General features: G+C 63.0%; 21 protein-coding genes and 1 pseudogene. 12 read left to right on the top strand and 10 right to left on the bottom strand.

The window, feature by feature from the left end:
- Positions 1–7: 7 nt before the first annotated feature.
- The 4 genes from AB4Z16_RS07000 to AB4Z16_RS06985 are packed head-to-tail and all read right to left on the bottom strand — an operon-like array spanning position 8 to position 4,740.
- Positions 8–730 carry an aspartate/glutamate racemase family protein gene (locus tag AB4Z16_RS07000; protein WP_441510606.1) on the bottom strand — a complete coding sequence of 241 codons (723 nt, stop codon included), beginning with the start codon at positions 728–730 and terminating at the stop codon, positions 8–10.
- 30 nt (positions 731–760) lie between these two features.
- Positions 761–2,587 (bottom strand): ABC transporter permease subunit, encoded by a 1,827-nt coding sequence (locus AB4Z16_RS06995; RefSeq protein WP_441510605.1) that lies wholly within the window; start codon positions 2,585–2,587, stop codon positions 761–763.
- 1 nt (position 2,588) lies between these two features.
- The gene (locus AB4Z16_RS06990; protein ID WP_441510604.1) at positions 2,589–3,665 is read right to left on the bottom strand and encodes an ABC transporter ATP-binding protein; all 1,077 of its coding nucleotides are present in this window, start codon (positions 3,663–3,665) and stop codon (positions 2,589–2,591) included.
- Between the two features lie 10 nt (positions 3,666–3,675).
- Positions 3,676–4,740, bottom strand: coding sequence for an ABC transporter substrate-binding protein (locus tag AB4Z16_RS06985; RefSeq protein WP_441510603.1), 1,065 nt, complete (start codon positions 4,738–4,740; stop codon positions 3,676–3,678).
- Positions 4,741–5,350: 610 nt separating this feature from the next.
- Here AB4Z16_RS06985 and AB4Z16_RS06980 point away from each other — a divergent pair.
- From AB4Z16_RS06980 to AB4Z16_RS06965, 4 genes are read left to right on the top strand one after another with little or no spacing between them, the layout of a single operon-like run.
- Entirely contained in the window at positions 5,351–6,097 is a 747-nt protein-coding gene (locus AB4Z16_RS06980; protein ID WP_441510602.1) for a GntR family transcriptional regulator, read from the top strand.
- Positions 6,098–6,131: 34 nt separating this feature from the next.
- On the top strand, positions 6,132–8,453 hold the full coding sequence (locus tag AB4Z16_RS06975; RefSeq protein ID WP_441510601.1) for a molybdopterin-dependent oxidoreductase: 2,322 nt from the start codon (positions 6,132–6,134) through the stop codon (positions 8,451–8,453).
- 25 nt (positions 8,454–8,478) lie between these two features.
- A complete protein-coding gene (locus tag AB4Z16_RS06970; RefSeq protein WP_441510600.1) occupies positions 8,479–8,826 on the top strand; it encodes a RidA family protein in 348 nt (115 codons plus the stop codon).
- A 41-nt stretch (positions 8,827–8,867) separates the two neighbouring features.
- A complete protein-coding gene (locus AB4Z16_RS06965) occupies positions 8,868–9,263 on the top strand; it encodes a carboxymuconolactone decarboxylase family protein (protein WP_441510599.1) in 396 nt (131 codons plus the stop codon).
- Positions 9,264–10,451: 1,188 nt separating this feature from the next.
- Here AB4Z16_RS06965 and AB4Z16_RS06960 read toward each other — a convergent pair.
- From AB4Z16_RS06960 to AB4Z16_RS06950, 3 genes and pseudogenes are all read right to left on the bottom strand, one after another.
- Positions 10,452–10,942 (bottom strand): annotated as a pseudogene (locus tag AB4Z16_RS06960) (transposase); the annotation flags it as partial.
- A 247-nt stretch (positions 10,943–11,189) separates the two neighbouring features.
- Positions 11,190–11,798 (bottom strand): LysR substrate-binding domain-containing protein, encoded by a 609-nt coding sequence (locus AB4Z16_RS06955; protein WP_441510598.1) that lies wholly within the window; start codon positions 11,796–11,798, stop codon positions 11,190–11,192.
- Complete coding sequence (locus AB4Z16_RS06950; RefSeq protein WP_441510597.1) at positions 11,786–11,926, bottom strand: LysR family transcriptional regulator; 141 nt, start codon at positions 11,924–11,926, stop codon at positions 11,786–11,788. The genes AB4Z16_RS06955 and AB4Z16_RS06950 overlap by 13 nt, the downstream gene beginning before the upstream one ends.
- A gap of 595 nt (positions 11,927–12,521) precedes the next feature.
- On the opposite strand from AB4Z16_RS06950, the gene AB4Z16_RS06945 reads away from it, so the two are divergent.
- Entirely contained in the window at positions 12,522–12,803 is a 282-nt protein-coding gene (locus AB4Z16_RS06945; RefSeq protein WP_441510596.1) for a hypothetical protein, read from the top strand.
- Between the two features lie 426 nt (positions 12,804–13,229).
- On the opposite strand, the gene AB4Z16_RS06940 is transcribed toward AB4Z16_RS06945, so the two are convergent.
- Positions 13,230–13,490 carry a hypothetical protein gene (locus AB4Z16_RS06940; RefSeq protein WP_441510595.1) on the bottom strand — a complete coding sequence of 87 codons (261 nt, stop codon included), beginning with the start codon at positions 13,488–13,490 and terminating at the stop codon, positions 13,230–13,232.
- A gap of 240 nt (positions 13,491–13,730) precedes the next feature.
- Here AB4Z16_RS06940 and AB4Z16_RS06935 point away from each other — a divergent pair, with 240 nt between their 5' ends.
- The 7 genes from AB4Z16_RS06935 (at position 13,731) to AB4Z16_RS06905 (ending at position 17,354) form a co-directional block, all read left to right on the top strand.
- Complete coding sequence (locus AB4Z16_RS06935; RefSeq protein WP_441510594.1) at positions 13,731–14,030, top strand: hypothetical protein; 300 nt, start codon at positions 13,731–13,733, stop codon at positions 14,028–14,030.
- Positions 14,031–14,206: 176 nt separating this feature from the next.
- Positions 14,207–14,830, top strand: coding sequence for a methyltransferase family protein (locus AB4Z16_RS06930; protein WP_441510719.1), 624 nt, complete (start codon positions 14,207–14,209; stop codon positions 14,828–14,830).
- Positions 14,831–15,236: 406 nt separating this feature from the next.
- Entirely contained in the window at positions 15,237–15,446 is a 210-nt protein-coding gene (locus AB4Z16_RS06925) for a cold-shock protein (protein ID WP_441468576.1), read from the top strand.
- A gap of 139 nt (positions 15,447–15,585) precedes the next feature.
- The gene (rpsU, locus tag AB4Z16_RS06920; RefSeq protein ID WP_441510593.1) at positions 15,586–15,846 is read left to right on the top strand and encodes a 30S ribosomal protein S21; all 261 of its coding nucleotides are present in this window, start codon (positions 15,586–15,588) and stop codon (positions 15,844–15,846) included.
- Between the two features lie 17 nt (positions 15,847–15,863).
- Entirely contained in the window at positions 15,864–16,199 is a 336-nt protein-coding gene (locus AB4Z16_RS06915; RefSeq protein ID WP_441510592.1) for a hypothetical protein, read from the top strand.
- Between the two features lie 321 nt (positions 16,200–16,520).
- Positions 16,521–16,778 (top strand): hypothetical protein, encoded by a 258-nt coding sequence (locus tag AB4Z16_RS06910; RefSeq protein ID WP_441510591.1) that lies wholly within the window; start codon positions 16,521–16,523, stop codon positions 16,776–16,778.
- Positions 16,779–17,150: 372 nt separating this feature from the next.
- Positions 17,151–17,354, top strand: coding sequence for a DUF4167 domain-containing protein (locus AB4Z16_RS06905; protein WP_441510590.1), 204 nt, complete (start codon positions 17,151–17,153; stop codon positions 17,352–17,354).
- A 208-nt stretch (positions 17,355–17,562) separates the two neighbouring features.
- Here AB4Z16_RS06905 and AB4Z16_RS06900 read toward each other — a convergent pair whose 3' ends face one another.
- Complete coding sequence (locus AB4Z16_RS06900; RefSeq protein ID WP_441510589.1) at positions 17,563–17,880, bottom strand: Dabb family protein; 318 nt, start codon at positions 17,878–17,880, stop codon at positions 17,563–17,565.
- A 5-nt stretch (positions 17,881–17,885) separates the two neighbouring features.
- Positions 17,886–18,659 carry a ferredoxin--NADP reductase gene (locus tag AB4Z16_RS06895; protein ID WP_441510588.1) on the bottom strand — a complete coding sequence of 258 codons (774 nt, stop codon included), beginning with the start codon at positions 18,657–18,659 and terminating at the stop codon, positions 17,886–17,888.
- Positions 18,660–18,733 lie beyond the last annotated feature (74 nt).

Here is an 18,733-nt window from a genome sequence, read left to right as displayed (position 1 = left end):
CCGGCGATCAGTCCGTGCCGAAGCGTCGCGGCTTCAGCGCCGCATGGAAGGTGTTCACCATCGTCACCGCGTCGAAGACCGGCACGCCGTAGCGTTCGGCGATATCGGCGCTGAAGGGCGTCAGATTGGTGCATTCCCCGACGATCGCGCCGACATCGGGATGCCGGTTGAGCAGGTCGCCCGCCGCGGCGAGCACCTCGCCGCGCAGCACGTCATAAGGCACGGTGTCGTCGCCCTCGCGGATGCTGCGGACGAATTCGGAGCTCTGCGGCAGGCCTACGACCGGCGTGTCCTCGGCGATGCCGACGGCGCGCAGATAAGGGCCGTTCAGCACCTCGGCATTATAGGTGAGGATGCCGACCTTCTTGCCCGTCGGCAGCATGCGCTCGACCATCGGCACCTGCAGCAGAGCGCTGGTCGCGACCGGCACCGAGCAGAAATCGGCGAGCTCGCGCTGATAGATCGAGAGGAAGCCGCAGGTCGTGGTGATGCCGTCGACGCCGGCATCGATCAGCTCTTGGGCCGCCCGCTTGAACGGTTCGAGCAGGCTGGATTCGTGCAGCTCCGTCATGCGCGAGGGCACGGCGTCGTGGACGATTCTGTACTGCACGGGAAAATCCCAGGTGCCGGCATGGCCGATATCGCCGGGCCAGCGCCGGAAGCGGCTGTTGACCATGAGGATGCCGACGGTGACGCCGTAATAGGTCTTCTTGCGAAGGTTGTTGCGCATGGAACCCTTCCAGATCGCGCCACGCGGGCGTCAGTTGCGGCCGGCTGAACGCCGGAAACGCTCGTTGAGGAACAGGAGACCAGTCATCAGCACCAGCAGCAGGGTCGCGACGGCTGCCAGGGTCGGATTGATCTGGAGCAGCAGGTCCGACCACATCTGGCGCGGCAGCGTGTTGAATGAGCCGCCGGTGATGAACAGCGCCACCGTCAATTCGTCGAAGGAGGTGACGAAGGCGAAGAGGAAGGCCGAGAGCAGGCCCGGCTTGATGATCGGCAAGGTGATCCGGCGCAGAGTCTGCCACCGGCTTGCGCCCATCACCGCTGCCGCTTGGTCGAGCCGCCGGTCATAGGTCGCGAGCACCGCCATGACGGTGATGACGACATAGGGGACGGCGAGCACGGCATGCGCGATAACGAGCCCCGTCACCGTCCCGACCAGCTCCAGCTTCGAATAGAGGAAGAACAGGGCGACCGCGATCACGATACGCGGCACGATCAATGGCGACAGGATCACGGCGAGCGCAGCGGTTTTGCCGGGAAAGCGGTTCCAGGCCATCGCGAAGGCTGCCATCGTGCCGAGAACGAGCGCGACAATGCCCGAGGCCAGCCCGACGACGAGCGAATTCCAGGCCGCGCTGGTCCAGTCGGAGGAGGCGAAGACCGCTTCGTACCAGCGCAGCGAGAACCCGTTCGGATTGGCCTGGACCGTGTTGCCCGGCGTGAAGGAGGCCGGAATTACGAAGAGCGTCGGGATCAGCAGAAAGGCGACGACGATCAGGAACAGCGCGAGGCTGCTGCCCCGGCCGAGCCCGCGGAAGGCGCGCGCGGGCAGCAGTCCGGCGAACACCGCGCCGATGCCGGCGCAGAGGCTTCCCAGCCCATTGACGATCGCCCGGCCGATCACGTCGAGGATGCGCGACCAGGCCGAGACCGTCCGCGCCGAGCGGTCCGAGGAGCCACCGGCGAGGCTCGACAGCCCGATGACCCGGTCATAGGCGACGAAGACCACGATCGAGGCCGCGAGCAGCAGGACCGAGAGCGTGCTGGCCGCCGGCCAGTTCAGCAGCTCCTGAATCTGGGTGATGATCACCTGCGTCAGCATGGTCTCGCGCGCCCCCCCGAGCAGGGCAGGCGTGATGAAGAAGCCGAGAGAGCTGATAAAGACCATCATCGCTGCCGCGCTGATGCCGGGCATGCATTGCGGGATGTAGATGCGCCAGAAGATTTGGGCGCGACCGGCGCCGAGCGTCTCGGCCGCCCGCGACAGGTTGCCGTCGATCGTCTGCATCACCGGCAACATCGTCATGACCGCGAGCGGCAGCATCGCATGCGACATGCCGATCAGCGTTCCCGTGAGGTTGAAGATCAGCGAGGCCGGCGCGTCGACGATGCCAAGTGCCAGCAGGAGCTGGTTGACCGCACCGTTCCGCCCCAGAAGGATCATCCAGGCGAAGGTCCGCACCAGGAAGCTGGTCCAGAACGGCAGCAGGACCCAGATGATCAGAGCGTTGCGGCTCTGGGGCGCGGCGTTCGCGATGTAGTAGGCGACCGGGAAGCCGCCGACGACCGAGATCACCGTGGTCCAGCCGGCGATCTTGAAGGTGATGAGCAGGACGTCGAAATAGAGAGGGTCGGAGAAGGCCTTCGCGAAGTTGGCGGAGGTGGCGGCTCCACCCCGGTCGAACAGCGACAGCGACAGGATCTGTGCGACCGGGAAAAAGAAGAAGATCGCCAGGAAGGCGAGAAGCGGAACCAGTGGCAGGAGCGGCCTTGCGCGACGCAGCCGCGGCTGAAGGGCTGATATCGCGGGCTCGGCCGTCGGGGCAGGTTCGTAATCGCGCGTGGACATGGTCGTCATGTCACGCGCCCGGCGGCAGCACGATGGCGTCGGCGGCCGACCAGCCGAGCGTCACGTTCTGCCCGCGCTCCGGCAGCGGCCGCCCGGATGTCAGCTCCTTTGCGAGGAGGGTGGTGCCGTCGTCCAGCCGGACATTGATCTTGGTGAAGCCCCCGACGAAGACGGCATCGAGCAATTGGCCGCGCCGGATGTTCTCATGCGCCTCGCCGTCGCGGATGAGCTTCAGCCGTTCCGGCCGCACCATCCAGTTGACGTCTTCATCGGTGCGGTGGCCGGCATCGGCCGCCACCCTGATCGTCGAGCCGTCGGCGGAACCGAGCAGGGTCTCGGCTCCGGTCGACAGCACCTTCGCCGGGGCGATGTTGGATTCGCCGAGGAAACCGGCAGCGAAAACGGAGGCCGGTTTGAAATACAGCTCCGCCGGGGTGCCGATCTGCTCGACCCGCGCATTGTTCATCAGGCAGATGCGGTCGGACATCGACAGCGCCTCCTCCTGATCATGGGTGACGTAGAGAATGGTGATGCCGAGCTCGACATGCAGCCGCTTGATCTCGGTCTGCATGTGCTCGCGCAGGTTCTTGTCGAGGGCGCCGAGCGGTTCGTCCATCAGGATGATGGAGGGCTCGTAGACGATGCAGCGCGCCAGCGCGATCCGTTGCTGCTGCCCGCCGGAGAGCTCCCGCGGCAGGCGCTCGGCGACATGGGGCAGATGGATGAGGTCGAGCACGCGGCGCACCGCCGCGTCGATCTCGGCTGCGCCCATCCGGCGCATGCGCAAGGGGAAGGCGATGTTCTCGTAGATCGAGAGATGCGGGAACAGGGCGTAGTTCTGAAAGACCATGCCCAATCCACGCTTAGCCGAGGATTCATCGGTGACGCGCCGCCCATCGATCCAAATATCGCCGCCTGTCGGCTCAGTGAGGCCGGCAATCAGGGACAATAGCGTCGTTTTTCCCGAGCCGGACGGGCCAAGCAGCGTCAGGAATTCCCCGTCGCGCATTGAAAGCGTCGTTGGCTTCAGCGCTACCACGTTGTGGTAGCGCTTGGTGATCTGCTCGGCGCGCAGCTTCTCGGACATCAGCTGCGTCTCAGTTGCGGAGGAGCCAGGCGTTGAAGCGCTCGAACATCTTGTCCTTGTTCGCGCCCCACCATTCGTCGTTGCTGGGGATCAGCTTCGAGAAATTGGCGGGCTCCGTCGGCAACTGCTTGGCGCGGGCGGGATCGATGAACTTGAACGCCGTCTGATTGGTCGGGCCATAGGCTAGAGCCTTGGTGTAGAGCGCCTGCTGCTCGCCCTTGGCACAGGATGCGATGAACTTCTTGGCGAGTTCCGCGCGTGGGCAGCCCTTCGGGATCGCCCAGCCCTCCATGCCGTAGAGCCCGCCATCCCAGATGATCTCGACGGGGGCACCGTTGTCGATCGCCGCCTGGATGCGCGCATTGCTGGAAGGCAGGAAATCGACCTCGCCACTCTGCAGGAGCTGCGTCGTCTGGGTGAAGCTCGTCCACCAGACCGCGATATGCGGCTTGATCGTGTCGAGCTTCTTGAAGGCCCGGTCGACATCGAGCGGGTAGAGCTTCTTCGGGTCGACACCATCAGCGAGAAGGGCACCTTCGAGCGTATGGATCGGGCTCTTCGGCAGCGCGCGGCGGCCGGGGAATTTGGCCACGTCGTAGAAATCGGCCCAGTTCGAGGGGCGGGCCTTCATGCTGTCGGTGCGGTAGCCGAGCACGCTGCCATAGACGTTGGTGCCCAGCCAGTCCGGCTGCTTCGCCAGCGGGAGAAGCTCGTCGTAATCCGCTCCCGAGAATTGCAGCGGTTCGAGCAGCCCGGCATCCGAGAGCAGCTTGCGCGACGACAGGGTGATCGAAACGACATCCCAGACATAGGACTTGGCGTCGACCTGCGCCTTTACCTGGCTCGTCGGCTCGGAGTCGCGGGAGACGTTGACAAGCTCGGCGCCGGTCTTGCGGAAGGGCGCATAGAAGGCGGGCGTAAAGCCGGTGACGTAGACGCCGCCCGGATCGGCCACGGTGATGCGCTCCGCGGCGTAAGCCGGACGGATGATGAACGGCGCGGCGATGAGGCCGGCGCCACCGCTGAGAAGGCCGCGCCGCGAAATTCCATTACGAACGAACGAGTGATCCGGCATGACATTCCCCTTTTTCTTGGAGTCAGGTGGAGAAATGGTCTTCGATGGTCATCTATGCCTGCGTCGAAATTGGAGACTGTTCTGCAAACAGGTCCAATTTGTTTTTCGAGGCGGACAAATCCATTTACGCTCGATTCTCTGCTTCCGCGAGGGATTGAATTACTTAATTCCGAACTGTTTATGGTAGAATAATCTATGAATACGTTGTGTCCGGGCGCTTTCAGAAAAGTGATACGCTCATCAGAGCTGGGGTAGGAAAAATTTAGCGAGAGGGTGGCTGTCCCGATGGGCGGCATGCCAACACCGGCAAGTTGAATCCTGGGAACGACCGCCACTATGTCCCGGCCGCTGCATCGCATGCGGGGTTCGATATGCGGTGCAAGAGGACGCCGATCGAGCCGCATATCGCGCCGGCCCGAGTCCGAGGCGGACGAAATTGGCTCCGCCACTGTCCTTCGGCTGAGGAGCGAGGATGCGGCCATCGACTCCATCACGGGATCATTGTCGATTTCATGTTGTCGACAATACGCAAGGTGTGTAGGTTTACAACATCAAATTTGCGTCGCACCCACATTCGCAATGTGGAAAGCGACTCAATGAGGAGACGGGCATGAACAAGCCGGCGATGCCGGGAGGTGCTGTAACGGCGGTCGGGGCCCGGCGGGCCGCGGCGATCGTGGCGCCCAAATCGCTAACCCAGCAGATCTCAGATCACATCCGGTCTGAGATCATCCATGACAACATCAAGCCGGGCGAATGGATCCGGGAGAAGGCGCTCACCGACCAGTTCGGGATTTCGCGAACCCCGTTGCGCGAGGCCCTGCAGATCCTGGCGACGCAAGGGCTGATCGAGATTATCCCGAACCGCGGCGCCGTTGTGGCGGCGCTATCGGACGACGAGATCCGCCATCTCCTGCAGGTCTACGTTCGCCTTGACGTCTTCGCCGCCGAACTCGCTTGCGACCAGGCGACGCAGCAGGATGACGAGGCAATCCGTCGGCATCTGGAGACCATGGCGGAGGCTTACCGCGTCAGCGACCGCTACGCCTATTTTGATGCCAATCAGGCCTTCCATCTCGCGATTGCTGCGGCCTCCCACAATCCCGTGCTGATCGAGATGCACGCGCAGCTCAACCTTCGCCTCTATCGCACGCGTTATCTCGGCGTCCTGCAGGCGGAGAACTGGGCGAAAGCCTTCAACGAGCATGAGCCTATTGCCCAGGCTTTCCTCGACCGGAATGGCCCCCTGTTGGCTCGATTGGTCTCGGAGCATCTCGGCTTCGCCTGGCGCATGGTTTCGCCTGACGCCGTCGATCGGACCGAGGCGAAGCCCGCCGATCTGGCGAGGTCCGCCTGACCAAACGCCGACCTCCAAAGCCCTGGCGACGATGATGTTGAAGACACCCGCACGACCGACCGTCGCCACGCATTGGGGCACCTATCGAGTGCGGATGTCCGAGGGGCGTCCCGCCGAGCTCGAGGGCTTCGAGCAGGATCCGGCGCCGTCTCCCATTGCCCGGTCAATGATCGGAGCGTTGGACGATCCGATCCGGATCGAACGCCCGATGATCCGCGCCTCATTCCTCGAGAAGGGCTTTCGTGCGACGGGGGCCGGCCGCGGCGCCGAGCCTTTCGTCGCCGTGGACTGGTCCGAAGCCATCGCCATCGCGGCCGGCGAGCTCGACCGGGTTCGCAAGGAGCATGGCAACCGCTCCATCTTCGGCGGCTCCTATGGCTGGGCGAGCGCGGGGCGCTTCCATCATGCGCAGAGCCAGATCCATCGATTCCTGAACGCTATCGGCGGCTATACGCGCTCCGTCGGCAACTACAGCTACGCCGCCGCCGACGCGATCGTGCCGCATGTCGTCGGCGACCGCCGCGGGCTCGTCACCGAGCATACCTCATGGCCCGTTATTGTCCGCCACGCCCGGTTGCTGGTGATGTTCGGCGGCCTGCCGCTTAAGAATTCCCAGGTGAGTTCCGGCGGGATAGGCCGTCATTTCCTGGCCGAAAGCCTCGAGACTTTCAGGGCAGCCGGGGGCGAGCTCATATCGGTCACGCCGATCCGGGACGATGTCGAGGAGCGCTTCGGCGCCAACTGGCTTCCGATCGCGCCCAACACCGATACGGCGCTGATGTTGGGTCTCGCTCACACGCTGTGGAGCGAAGGGTTGCACGACAAGGCTTTCCTTGCGCACTGCACCACCGGCTTCGACAGGTTCCTGCCCTATCTCGCGGGCGAGAGTGACGGCATCGCGAAGACGGCGGAGTGGGCGGCCGCGATCTGCGGGATCGAGGCGGAGGCCATCAGGGGGCTCGCACGCAAGATGGCGGCGCAGCGGACCATGATCATGCTGGCCTGGGCCGTGCAACGGGCGGATCATGGCGAGCAGCCCTGCTGGATGGCGATCACACTGGCCGCGATGCTGGGCCAGATCGGTCTGCCCGGTGGCGGTTTCGGCATCGGCTACGGCTCGGTCAACGGCATCGGCAACCCGACACTCGACCTGTCCTGGCCGTCATTCGGGCAGGGGATCAATGCAGTCGACGACTACATCCCTGTGGCGCGGATATCCGACCTGCTGCTGAAGCCGGGCGGCAGCTATCAGTTCAACGGGCAAGACCGGAGCTACCCCGACATCCGCCTCGTCTATTGGGCCGGCGGAAATCCCTTCCATCACCAGCAGAACCTCAACCGCTTCCTCCAAGCGTGGAAGCGACCGGAAGTGACGATCGTCCACGAGAGCTGGTGGAACCCGCTCGCACGCCATGCCGACATCGTGCTGCCGGTGACCACCCAGCTGGAGCGCAATGACATCGTCTGTTCCAGCCGCGACCGGCTCATTGCCGCTTCGCATCGGGTCAGTGCCCCCTTTGGGCAAGCGCGGAACGATTACGACATCTTTGGCGCGCTGGCTGCCGAACTCGACGCGGCGGCGGTCTTCACCGAGGGGCGGGGCGAGGAGGACTGGCTCCGTTCCCTCTACGAGAAAGCACAGGAACGCCTCTCAGCTCTGGGTTTCAATCCGCCGGATTTCGAGACCTTCTGGGAGGAGGGAGCGCTGCTCTTTCCCGAGCCGGAGCAGCAGCCGACCCTGTTCGAGGAGTTCCGGCGGGACCCGGTCGGGAACGCTTTACCGACGCCCTCCGGCAGGATCGAGATCTGGTCTGACCGGATCGCTTCCTTCTGCTACGACGATTGCCCCGGCCATCCCGCCTGGCTCGAACCCAGGGAATGGCTCGGGGCCTCCAAGGCGAGGCAGTTCCCCCTGCATCTGATCTCCAATCAGCCCAAGACCAAGCTCCACAGCCAGTACGACCAGGGGGTGCATTCCCGGGCTGCCAAGATACACGGCCGTGAGCCCGTCCGGATACATCCAGCCGATGCCGCGACGCGGCGGATCGGCGATGGCGACATCGTGCGGCTGTTCAACGAGCGCGGCGCCTGCCTTGCGGCGGCCGTCCTGTGCGACGCGGTTCGTCCCGGCGTCCTGCAGCTCGCCACCGGTGCCTGGTACGACCCGGTGATGCCCGGCAAGGCCGGGGTTCTCGAAAAGCACGGCAATCCCAATGTCCTGACGCATGATCTGGGCACGTCGCGTCTAGGCCAGGGGCCGAGTGCACAATCCTGTCTCGTCGAGATCGAGCGCTACGAAGGCGAACTGCCGCCCGTGACCGCTTTCGATCCTCCCCTGATCGTCAACCGTTCGTAACGACGCAACCTGCGCGGAGATTTCCATGCCGATCACGAGAGCCGATTCGAATGGGCGCCGCAGCCGCGCCGTCGTGCACAACGGAACGGTCTACCTGGCAGGGCAGGTCGCGGATGACCGTTCCCTCTCCGTAGCCGGACAGACCACACAGGCGCTCGCGAAGGTCGACGACATGCTCGCACGTTGCGGCAGCGACCGTACGAAGGTGCTGTCGAGCATCGTCTGGCTGAAGTCGATGGACGACTACAAGGCCATGAACGAGGTCTGGGACGGTTGGGTCGATCCCGCTCATGCGCCGGCGCGCGCCTGTGTTACCGGCGACATGGCCTACCCCGATATTCTGGTGGAGATCATGGTCGTCGCCGCCGCTTGACCGACGCCCGACATTTCAGACACAGCCCGAGGAGAAAGCCGATGCCTCGCCCCAGAGCGATCGAGTACAACGAAGCCAGCGATGCAGTCAAAGCCGTCTACGACGAAATAAAGACCGCTCGGAAACTCGGCGACGTCAACAATTTCTGGAAATACCTTGCCAATGACGAGAAGACCCTGCGGCGGACCTGGGAGAGCGTCCGCGAGGTCATGGCGCCGGGCGCACTCGACGCCCTCGTCAAGGAAATGATCTATGTCGCGGTCAGCGTGACCAATAACTGCGGCTACTGCATCGCGAGCCATAGTGCTGCGGCGGCCAAGGCAGGAATGACGCCGGAGCAGTACCACGAGCTCCTCGCCGTCGTCGGCATGGCGAACGAGACGAACCGGTTGGTCAATGGCTATCGCGTCCCGACCGACCCCGCATTCGAGAAATAGCCGAGACGGTTTTTGGGCGATCGGCCAAAGTGGGTATCCGGCGGCGTGTCGCGCCGCCGGGGAACATGCCTCGGAGCGCAAGGATAGGACGAAGCTTCGTGTAGATCTTGTCGGTCTCGGTCGTATCACTCGGACGTTTTTGAGCCTGCGAACGGCTGAAGACAATGGGCGCTGGGAAATCGTCGGTGCCCTGAAGCGAAATGCCGCAACATCAGACGAGCGGCGATTTCCAGTTGTCGAGACGCTTGCCTGCCTTGGAGCATTAGGGCCGGGCCTTCTAATTGACTTCACTGGGCCAAGCGCAATCAAGGATTATGGAGCCGACCTTCTCTGGCTCGCTGATGTTTGGACCGTTGGAGCTGCGGCCCTCGTCTCTGCAGAACTCGAACGGGATCTACGCGAGGTTTCGCGGCAGACGCATCGCCCGCGATTGCTGCCGGGTGCGATCGGCGGCGTAGACGCGCTCTCCGCCATTGCAATCGATCCCGGAGCTGTGGTCTCGATACTGGCCTGCACAACGTCGAATCCGGTCGCCTCGGGGAAGGTCGACGACGCGCGATCCGTCGTTAGCCGTGCCGAAGGCGTCAATGTCATTGCAACTGCGGCCTTCGCATCGCGCGCCCTGAATCATACACCTGTCGATCACGTTGCCGCTGGGGAGGGGAACAACGCAGATTTGGCATTGAGGGCACTGGCGCCTATGGAGCGTTGCGTCTCAGTATCGATCCGGTCGTCGATGCGGAACATGGGACCACGCTCGTTGCGGCCAGCGCCATGTCGGGGTTGCGCAATTGCCATCGACCTGGTCGGCTAAATTGTGGGATGGCGTCGGAAATTTCGTCTATCAGAGGAAGTTCCCAGTTGCCAATCTACATCGCGATAAGAAACGCGCGAATCCCTCGACGCCAAAAGCCTTAGCGTAGGATTTCGCCGAAGCTTCGAAAGTCTTGCTGCCTTCGATAAAGCGGCTGGAAGATAAGCTTGGTCCGCTGGGCCTCAAGGTCGAACGGTGGAGGCAATTCGGTCAGCGCTTGAAGCCGGGGTCGAATACATCCCCGAGAACGGCGGCGGCGCTTGGGTGCGCAAGGCGAAGCGGGCCGATGGCAGGAGCGGGGAGCATTGAGGTGGCCCGTAAATTCCAACTTCCGTCTCTACCGGCACGATAGAGAGCGCGGCGAAATGGAGACTGAGAAGGCCCTGCAACATGCGGCTGCCGGCTAAGGGATACTCCAGGTGCAGGGCGTCGATCCGGCGCATCAGAGCGAGATCGGCGGCAGAGACTGCGCGATGCAGGTAGTAGATGCTGCCCCGGCTGATCCCGAGAACCTTCGCCTGTCGACTGAGCGGCAGATCGTGATGACGGTCGATCATCGCTTTGCGCTCAGAAGGCCGGCCTTCCCGAGCGCGCCGGACAAAAAATCATTCTCCAGCGTCAGCTCTCCAATCTTTGCGTGCAGCGTCTTTACGTCGACCGCCGGCGCCGGCGCTGCGGTCTTCGCCTCGCCATCGAAGACGCCTGCTGCCCCATCGAGAAGCTGATTGCGCCACTGCGTGATCTGGTTCGGGTGCAGGTCGAACTGCTGTGCCAGCTCGACAATCGTCTTCTCGCCCCTCAGGACTGCAAGGGCCACCTTTGCCTTGAAGGCCGGCGTGTGGTTCCGCCGCGGTCGTTTCGCCATGTCTCTCCTGTCGCGGCCATCGTGCCGCCTTCAGGCAGAAACTCCACTCATCCGGCCTGTCCAATTTTCCCGAGCCAGCTCTTAGGGAGCTGAAACGCGCCAGTGCAGTTTCAAGCTGCGCTCAGCTGAAGCGTTGAGCGAGCGGTTGCCCAATCGGGCGCCGGTCGGGCGATAGAGATACCACCCCGAAAATGGCAGCGAGTCTGCGCCGAGGGAGGTGAGATCTGGATACCGTTGACCAGCGTATCTACCCTGTCTCCAGGCAGGTAGTTCGATCCGAAAAGYGCSCCCATCGATGTCTTGAGCTGRTCATCCGACGAAGCMAGATGATGACGGACAAATCCCGGCATTTTACAGCCCCATGGGTTGCAACTCTCGAATGGTCGATCAGAAGGCGCAGTCCCGTCGGGACCTGACGGCGGCTCGAATAATAGATGTGAAATCCTGCTCCGCGAGCAGCCCAGTCCGAGAGCACTGGGCGCAGCCGTCCGTCCGCGAGATGCGGAGCGATGAGCGGCTCGGGGAAATACATCAGGCCTAGCCCTCCGAGGATCGCCACGAGACCCGTTTCCGCCTGGTCGACCGTGATCGATGTCGGCACCGCCACCTGCAGATCCTCGCCGCGGCGCTCGAACTCCCATCGATAGACCCGATCGTCACCGAGCCGGTTGCTGATGCATCGGTGCCGGTGCAGATCGTCGGGATGCTCCGGAGTGCCGAAGCGGTCGAGGTAATCGGGTGAGCCCGCGACCACCCAGCGGATATCGGCCGACAGCCGCTGCGCGATCATATCCTCCGGCACTGTGCCGCCATAGCGGATGCCGGCATCGAAGCCCGCGTCCGTCACATCCACCATGCGATTGCTGGCTCGCCGATCGCTGCCGCGAGGACCTCACCGGCAGCGGTCAGGGTCACGCTCTTGGTGGTCCGGTTCAGAAGCCTGACGCCGAGCCTGCCCTCCAGGCCCTTGAGCGCGTGGCTCAACGCGGAGGCGCTGACGCCGATTTCAATGGCTGCCCGGCTGAAGCTGCGGTGCCTGCGCTGCGTCGGCGACGGCTATGACAACGCTGTCGCCGAGGCGATCAACGGACTCTACACGGCCGAACTGACCCATGGACGTGAGCCCCGGCGGTCCGAACCCGTCTGTTGGATCGCGATGCCCCTCAGCCTGAAATCGGGGGGGTGCTGAGGCCCGGGCAGTGATGCCGAAACTTGGGTCTGAAGAGCCTTTCGGCCCTAGCAGTGACTACGGAGACCGCCGGAAACGCAAAAATGAACTGGTTGAGTTGCTCATTCCCGTCAGCCGGAGCCTGAAAAAGCGGATGGGAAGCGTCAGGAACGTTCGAATTATTTCCCGCATGATCCGCCGCTCTCTGCCGCTAATCGATTGAATTTCCATCGGGTGACTGGACAATCGGCCGCTGCCCGGCCATTTGCGTCACAGCGCAAAAATAAGGCTCGCTGTCCGTTGATCTCCTGGCGCATGCCCTGTGCTCGCGCATCTTACCACTTCCAGCGGCAGCGGGCGGATTCCAGGGGCCTGTGAGCATTCGGCAAGCTGCGGGCCAAGAAGGCGAAAATGTCTAAACGTACAAAATCCAAAGCTCTCGACACCGAGTTCACGATGTTCGATGTCGTTTACGAAGACGGATCGAGAACCTCCAACCGGCGCGTGCCCACATCCTTGCTCGGTGGCCTGGACGGCGACGAGCCCGCGCGAACGACGATTATGGAGCAGGATCGCGCGATATCCGAGCGGTCCGGCAAGCCACCTTTGGCAATAGCGACGATCGCACGGTCCACTAAGGCGGCAGTCGAGCAGGACAAGCGCAAGGATGACCGCAAGAAGCGCTCGGCGTGACAGGGCGGGCCAACGCAAATCAAGCGACACCACGGCGAGGCGGCTGTCGTTCGTCTCCGTGTCGAAGTTGATCGCCGCGTCGCGCTGACAGCCGCTGACGGAAGGGCCCGAAAAGGGCCGTCCAGCCCAGCCCCCAGATCCCCCGACGCGCAAGAATGGATGCAAACACCGCAAGGAACGCGGTTGGCCTTTCCTGAGCGGCGCAGCTATCGGATGTTCGGTGTCAGGCGCCTCCGGCGACAAAAGTCATGCTGATGCGCCTTTCGCGGCCACGCGTCGATTTTCGCTGTGGCCGGGGGTCTTTGTGACATCGATCACCGGCTTCGCGCTCCTCGGGCCGGGTGGTTAGCCGTCGCTGCACGAGGGGGCTGGCGACAGCTTCTGAGAATGGCGGCGATCGACCAGCTCATGTCGCCGAGAGGAGCGTCAGCCGGCGCCTTCGTCCGCGCCATTCACATCATAGCCACGGGTCACCCCATATTCGCTGGAGGACCCTCGCTTTTCATCCAGCCGATACCCCGTCGCGGCCAGGCCGCGACGAAGCAGCTCGCGGACAGCGGCTGCGCGACTCGGCATTCGGTTATTGAACCGAAAATCCTCGAGGGCTGCGAGTTCCTCGCTATCGACCATGATCTGCAAGCGCTCGCCTCGCGCGAGATCATTGCCCTTCGCGGTGCTCTCCGACATCAGACTTACTCATTTGCCGCTGTTGCCTCATTATAGGTAGAATGCCCATGAAGCGATTTTGTTTCAAGAGAGCCGACCTGACACTGTTGCTAAACAGGCGCCGTTATCTGTCATTAAGCTGTTGAATATATTTGATTTTTGTTGATTTCCGCAGGCTTCTGCCGTACATTTGGGAGAGGGCTGGATGCGCAGAATTTCGCGCGCTCGCTTGCGGCCCCCTAATCACTGACTGGCGAGCCCATGAAACCGACAATCGAGGCGTACACCGTGGCCATGCCTTGGTACGAGCCGGAGGATTTCCAGCAGCTTTGGGAACTCGCCCACGATCGTGACGAGATGCCTTCCGATTACGAGACCTGGCATCGGAATGCCGTCGCCGTCATGAATGCGTGGCTCGCAAGAGGCCGGGCGCTGGAAATCGTTACCGTTCGGCCAGCCGAGTTTCTGGCGTGGCTCGCGGAGGCCGGCCTTCCGAACACGGCCGAGACACGCCGCAGCTATGTCGAGCAGCGTGCGAGCCATTGTCACGACGTGGCTTGAACGGTCGGTCCGCGACGTGCCTTCCTTCGGCTGAAGGAGTGCGCGAAACGCGGGCGTTGGCCTATGCGCCGGTAGGGCCGCGGTGACGGGCGGATCATGCGCAGCGGTATTTCGTCTCCTCTGACATGGTATGATTGGGGATGCCAATCTCGGCGTATCTCCAGGCCGTCTTGTTCGTGGTCGCTGCGGCCATCGCATTGTTTGCCGCCGCCGGTACGGTCGCCATTCCGGGCTTTTGGGCGTATCTGGCAATCATTGCCGTCGTCGTGATCGCTTCATTCGCGGCGCTCGATCCGGACCTCCTGCGCGAACGCATGCGGCCTGGCGGCGGCAAGCCGCCGCTCGCACTGCGGGCCTTTTCACTGGTTCTGTTCGTGCACTGGGTCGTTGCCGGGCTCGATCGCGGCCGATTCCATTGGAGCGACGACTTGCCTGGCTGGCTGCAGGCGATTTGCCTGAGCGCGGTCGCGGGCGGTTACGCCCTGGCGCTTTGGGCAATGCGCGTGAACCGCTTCTTCTCCTCGGTCGTTCGCATCCAGACCGACCGTGGTCACCACGTGGTCACCACCGGCCCTTACGCCTTCGTCCGCCATCCCGGATATGCCGCCGGAATCCTGATTCTGCTGGCAAGCGGACCAGCACTCGGGTCGTGGCTCGCAGCCGCGCTCGTCGCCATTTTCAGCCTGCCGTTTCTGCTCTATCGCACGATCACGGAGGATCGAGTTCTTCAGGCAGCGCTCGCAGGCTACGCGAACTACGCTGCGCGGGTTCGGTGGCGGCTGATCCCTGGCATTTGGTGAAGGCTACAGCTGCCCGGGCTGACATTGGTGAACACAGGCATTCGGCCAAACCAAGTTCGGCCTCAACGCTGCTTGAGCGTGCGTGCCAGGCGTGCCCGCCGCTCCACAGGCGGCCAGTCCAGGGAGGCTCCGATGGCGAGTGGCAGTCCGGATCGGCCCCGCTCTCGCCACGAGGCCGGCTCGTTTTCGACCGAGTGGGCAGTCACCCGATAATGTTCCGAGAATACTGATGCGAATCGGCACTCATTTGACAATGCGCTCGCCAAACACCATCTTAGAGGAATCGATCTAGGCCGAACGAATTGGCCCCGCGCACCATCGCGCTTTGCTGACGAACTTCCTGCTCAAATCGAGACATGCGTTGCATTCCGCAGCGTGTGAGCGGTCGCTTTTACAGGAGGTCAGCATGGCCAGCGGCACAGTCAAATGGTTCAACACCGATAAGGGCTTTGGCTTCATTCAGCCGGAAGATGGCGGCCAGGATGCCTTCGTCCATATCAGCGCCGTCGAGCGGGCAGGGCTGCGCACGCTCCGGGAAGGCCAGAAGGTCTCCTATGAGCTGGTGCAGGACAAGCGCTCCGGGAAGGTCTCTGCGGATAACCTGCAGGCCGAGTGAGCTGAGATGCCGTCTGGCGCGGCAATCGAGATATGCGGCGACCGCGGATGCACCGGCGCCGTACGATTGAGCGACGGATGGCCACGGAGGGTCGGGATCAACCCGGCCCTTTTTTGTTTTCACCAGAAGGGAAGTTCGAATGCAGGTTCTTGTCCGCGACAACAATGTCGATCAGGCGCTCCGTGTTCTCAAGAAGAAGATGCAACGCGAAGGCGTGTTCCGTGAAATGAAGGCGCGCCGCTCATACGAGAAGCCGTCTGAACGGCGCACCCGCGAGAAGGCGGAAGCCATTCGCCGCGCTCGCAAGGCTGCTCGCAAGCAGGCCCAGCGTGAAGGATTGCTGCCGGCTCCGAAGCGCGTGGAGCGGCCCGCTCGTCCGGCGCGGCCTGCGCTGGCATAATAAGCGAGGTTTGTGGCTTGGGCTTCGATCTGCAGAATGTCGCCGATCGCCGGACCAGCCCGACCACTGCCAAACAGGCGCGGTTGGAGCGCTTCGAGACACGCCCCAACGGCGATGAGACGCTCTGGGTCCGGCGCGGGGCCGAGCGGCAGGCGGAGAAGACGGCCGGGCTCGCCGATACGGAGCGCCTCCCAGCGGCCGAACGTGAGCGCATCGCCCGGCCGAGCCGCCGAGAGGGGCGTGTGCGCCATGCCCCGCGACGGGCTGAACTGTCGTGGGTCGGCGTCGAGCGGCCTCGGAACGCCCCGCTCGAAACCGTTCGATCACTGCAGGAACGCGCTGCGCGGGAATGACGCTCGCGCTTTTGGCATCGCGCGGGCAGGAAGGAGTTAGCCGATGTCGGATAACAGGATCTCGCCGGAAGAGGCCCGACTACGAGCCCAGAGCAGGGCGACGCTGGCAGCGCAACGTCGCGCCGAGGCTGAAACCGCTCTTGACGCGTTGCGCAAGGAACAGATCGCCATTCGCGAGCGAACGGCGAGATTGCGAGCACAGCGGCTCGCCAAGGAGGCCGCCGACGCCAAGGCAGCTGGCGAAGCTGCAATGCAACCGAAGCCAAAGCGCAGCGCACGGACGAAACCGACTTCTCCCTGATCGTGAAGCAGGAGGTGGTTATGGATACGACAGTTCGCCCGAATCTATCCAATCGATGGGGCGTCACCGACCTGCTGGAGCGCTCGGTCTGCTCGATCGTCCGCGATCCTCATGACCAGTTCTGGATCGTCCTGACCATCGACGAGCTTCCACGGATGGTTGACGTGTTGCGTGGACCTTTCGAGGCGATCGATGGCGCGATGACTGCCATCGGGAAGAACCTGCATGGTTCCTGCCGGCACGGTGCAGCTGTCAGGCCTGCGAATTATTTCCCCTGACGCAGCTGCGGCAACTTCAAACGGCCACAATGGTTCACTAGAAGGTTTCATCGACCGAGCTATTCGGCTGGCCTCGCCGCGACAGGCGCGTTGCCCGATTTTTTACTCTTTCGACAATCGAACGCCGTTTCGCAGCTTACCGCTGCCTGCATTCTGCACGGCAGCCTTACAGGCAGCGCGGACAAGCCGCGCGCCACTGGAACCATATGAAAAATACGACTCGATACGAACATAAGAAATTGCGCGTAGCCGTCACGGCCTTGCAGCCATTGCCTCCGAAAGCTTCATCAAGCTGGAAGCCCGAACCTTGTGGCCTCTCGCGCGAAGAATTGCGCAAAATCGTCGCGCGGATCATGGGCTGAGGAGAAAGCCATGGACCTCCAACACCGCAAGCTGCCGGCTGGCGATATACGCAATCGGGCAGGGCGAGCGGCGGATTTGGATATTCGGGCGCATTTCGAGCGCGCCATGGGCTCCGCGCGAAAGCGTGAAGCGACAGGCGATCGCGTTGAAGCTGAACGCTTCTATCAGCAGGCGGATCATTTTCGCCGCTTGCTGAACCGCACAGCCGCATAGGAGGCGCGGCGCGCCTCCGACAGAAATCGATGCGGCCTCGTCCAAGGCGTGGGCCGGATCACCCCTGCGGTTCGACCGCATGTGCCTTCACTGTCGGTAGGGACGCGCGACGCGATCGAAGTCCTTCGGTCACGGGCAAGCGGCCCCACCATCGGACCAGCGGCCCCCGTCGGCACCCGAAGCTTGAAGGGGCGCCGCGGCCGGCGTTTCAGCGGGCGACCGCAGGTTCCGTCGTCGCCTCGGCGATTACGTAATCCGCAGCAAGCCTCAACTCACGCAGGGGCCGCACCCGTCTTATCGCTTCGGCATAGAGCTCGTGGGCCTTGTACGCCGCGAGGGCTGCGTGATCCGCGAATTCGCCGTAAACGACGATGTCGACTTCGGAACTCAGCGGATCCGACTTCCGATTTTCGGCAATCTCGAGCCTGAGGGCATGAGGGATGCCTGTCAGGATCGACAGGCCTCTGCGAATCGCCTCGATATTCTCCGGAGCCTTGGCGCTGAAAAATACGATGTGCCGGATCATGGCGGCTACTTCTCGACAAAAGCCTTTTCGATCACGTAGTCGCCCGGCTCCCCGTGATTGCCCTCGTGCAGGCCATGCGCCGCGAAGATCGATTTCAGATCGGCCAATAATTGCGGCGAGCCGCAGAGCATGAAGCGATCATTGCGTGGATCGAAGCCCGGCTGCCCGATATCTGAAAAGAGCTGGCCGGAGGTCAGCAAGTCGGTGATGCGTCCGCGATTGCGGAACGGCTCGCGAGTCACCGTCGGGTAGTAGACGAGCTGTTTGCGGATCATGTCGCCGAGGAATTCGTCCTGCGGCAACTGGCTCTGAATCCGCTCGCCATAGGCCAGCTCCGCGACCTGCCGGCAGCCATGCACGAGCACGACGCTCTCAAAGCGCTCATAGGTCTCGGGGTCGCGGATCAGCGAGAGGAAGGGTGCGAGGCCGGTTCCGGTGCCAAGCAGGAAAAGGCGCTTGCCGTCACGGAGATTGTCGAGGACGAGCGTGCCCGTCGCCTTCTTGCCGACGACGATAGGATCGCCGACCTTGAGGTTCTGGAGCCGCGACGTCAGAGGCCCGTTCGGTACCTTGATCGAGAAGAATTCCAGGCACTCGTCATAGTTGGTGCTCGCGACGCTGTAGGCCCGCAGCAACGGCTTCTCGTCGACCTTGAGTCCGATCATCGTGAACTGGCCGTTCTTGAAGCGGAATGCCGCGTCGCGAGTCGTCGTGAAGCTGAACAGCGTATCGGTCCAGTGATGAACGCTGAGAACCTGCTCCTCGTAGAAATTGCTCATCGGACCGCTTTTTCCTTGGCGACGATTCTTGTTTTGCTCGGCTTATCGGCGGCGTTTGATAAGCAGATTTGGCC

This window comes from Allobosea sp. TAF32 (assembly GCF_052113585.1).
Taxonomy (GTDB): domain Bacteria; phylum Pseudomonadota; class Alphaproteobacteria; order Rhizobiales; family Beijerinckiaceae; genus Allobosea.
Note: the sequence above shows the minus strand (reverse complement) of the source record. Positions and strands in the feature narration are given on the sequence as shown.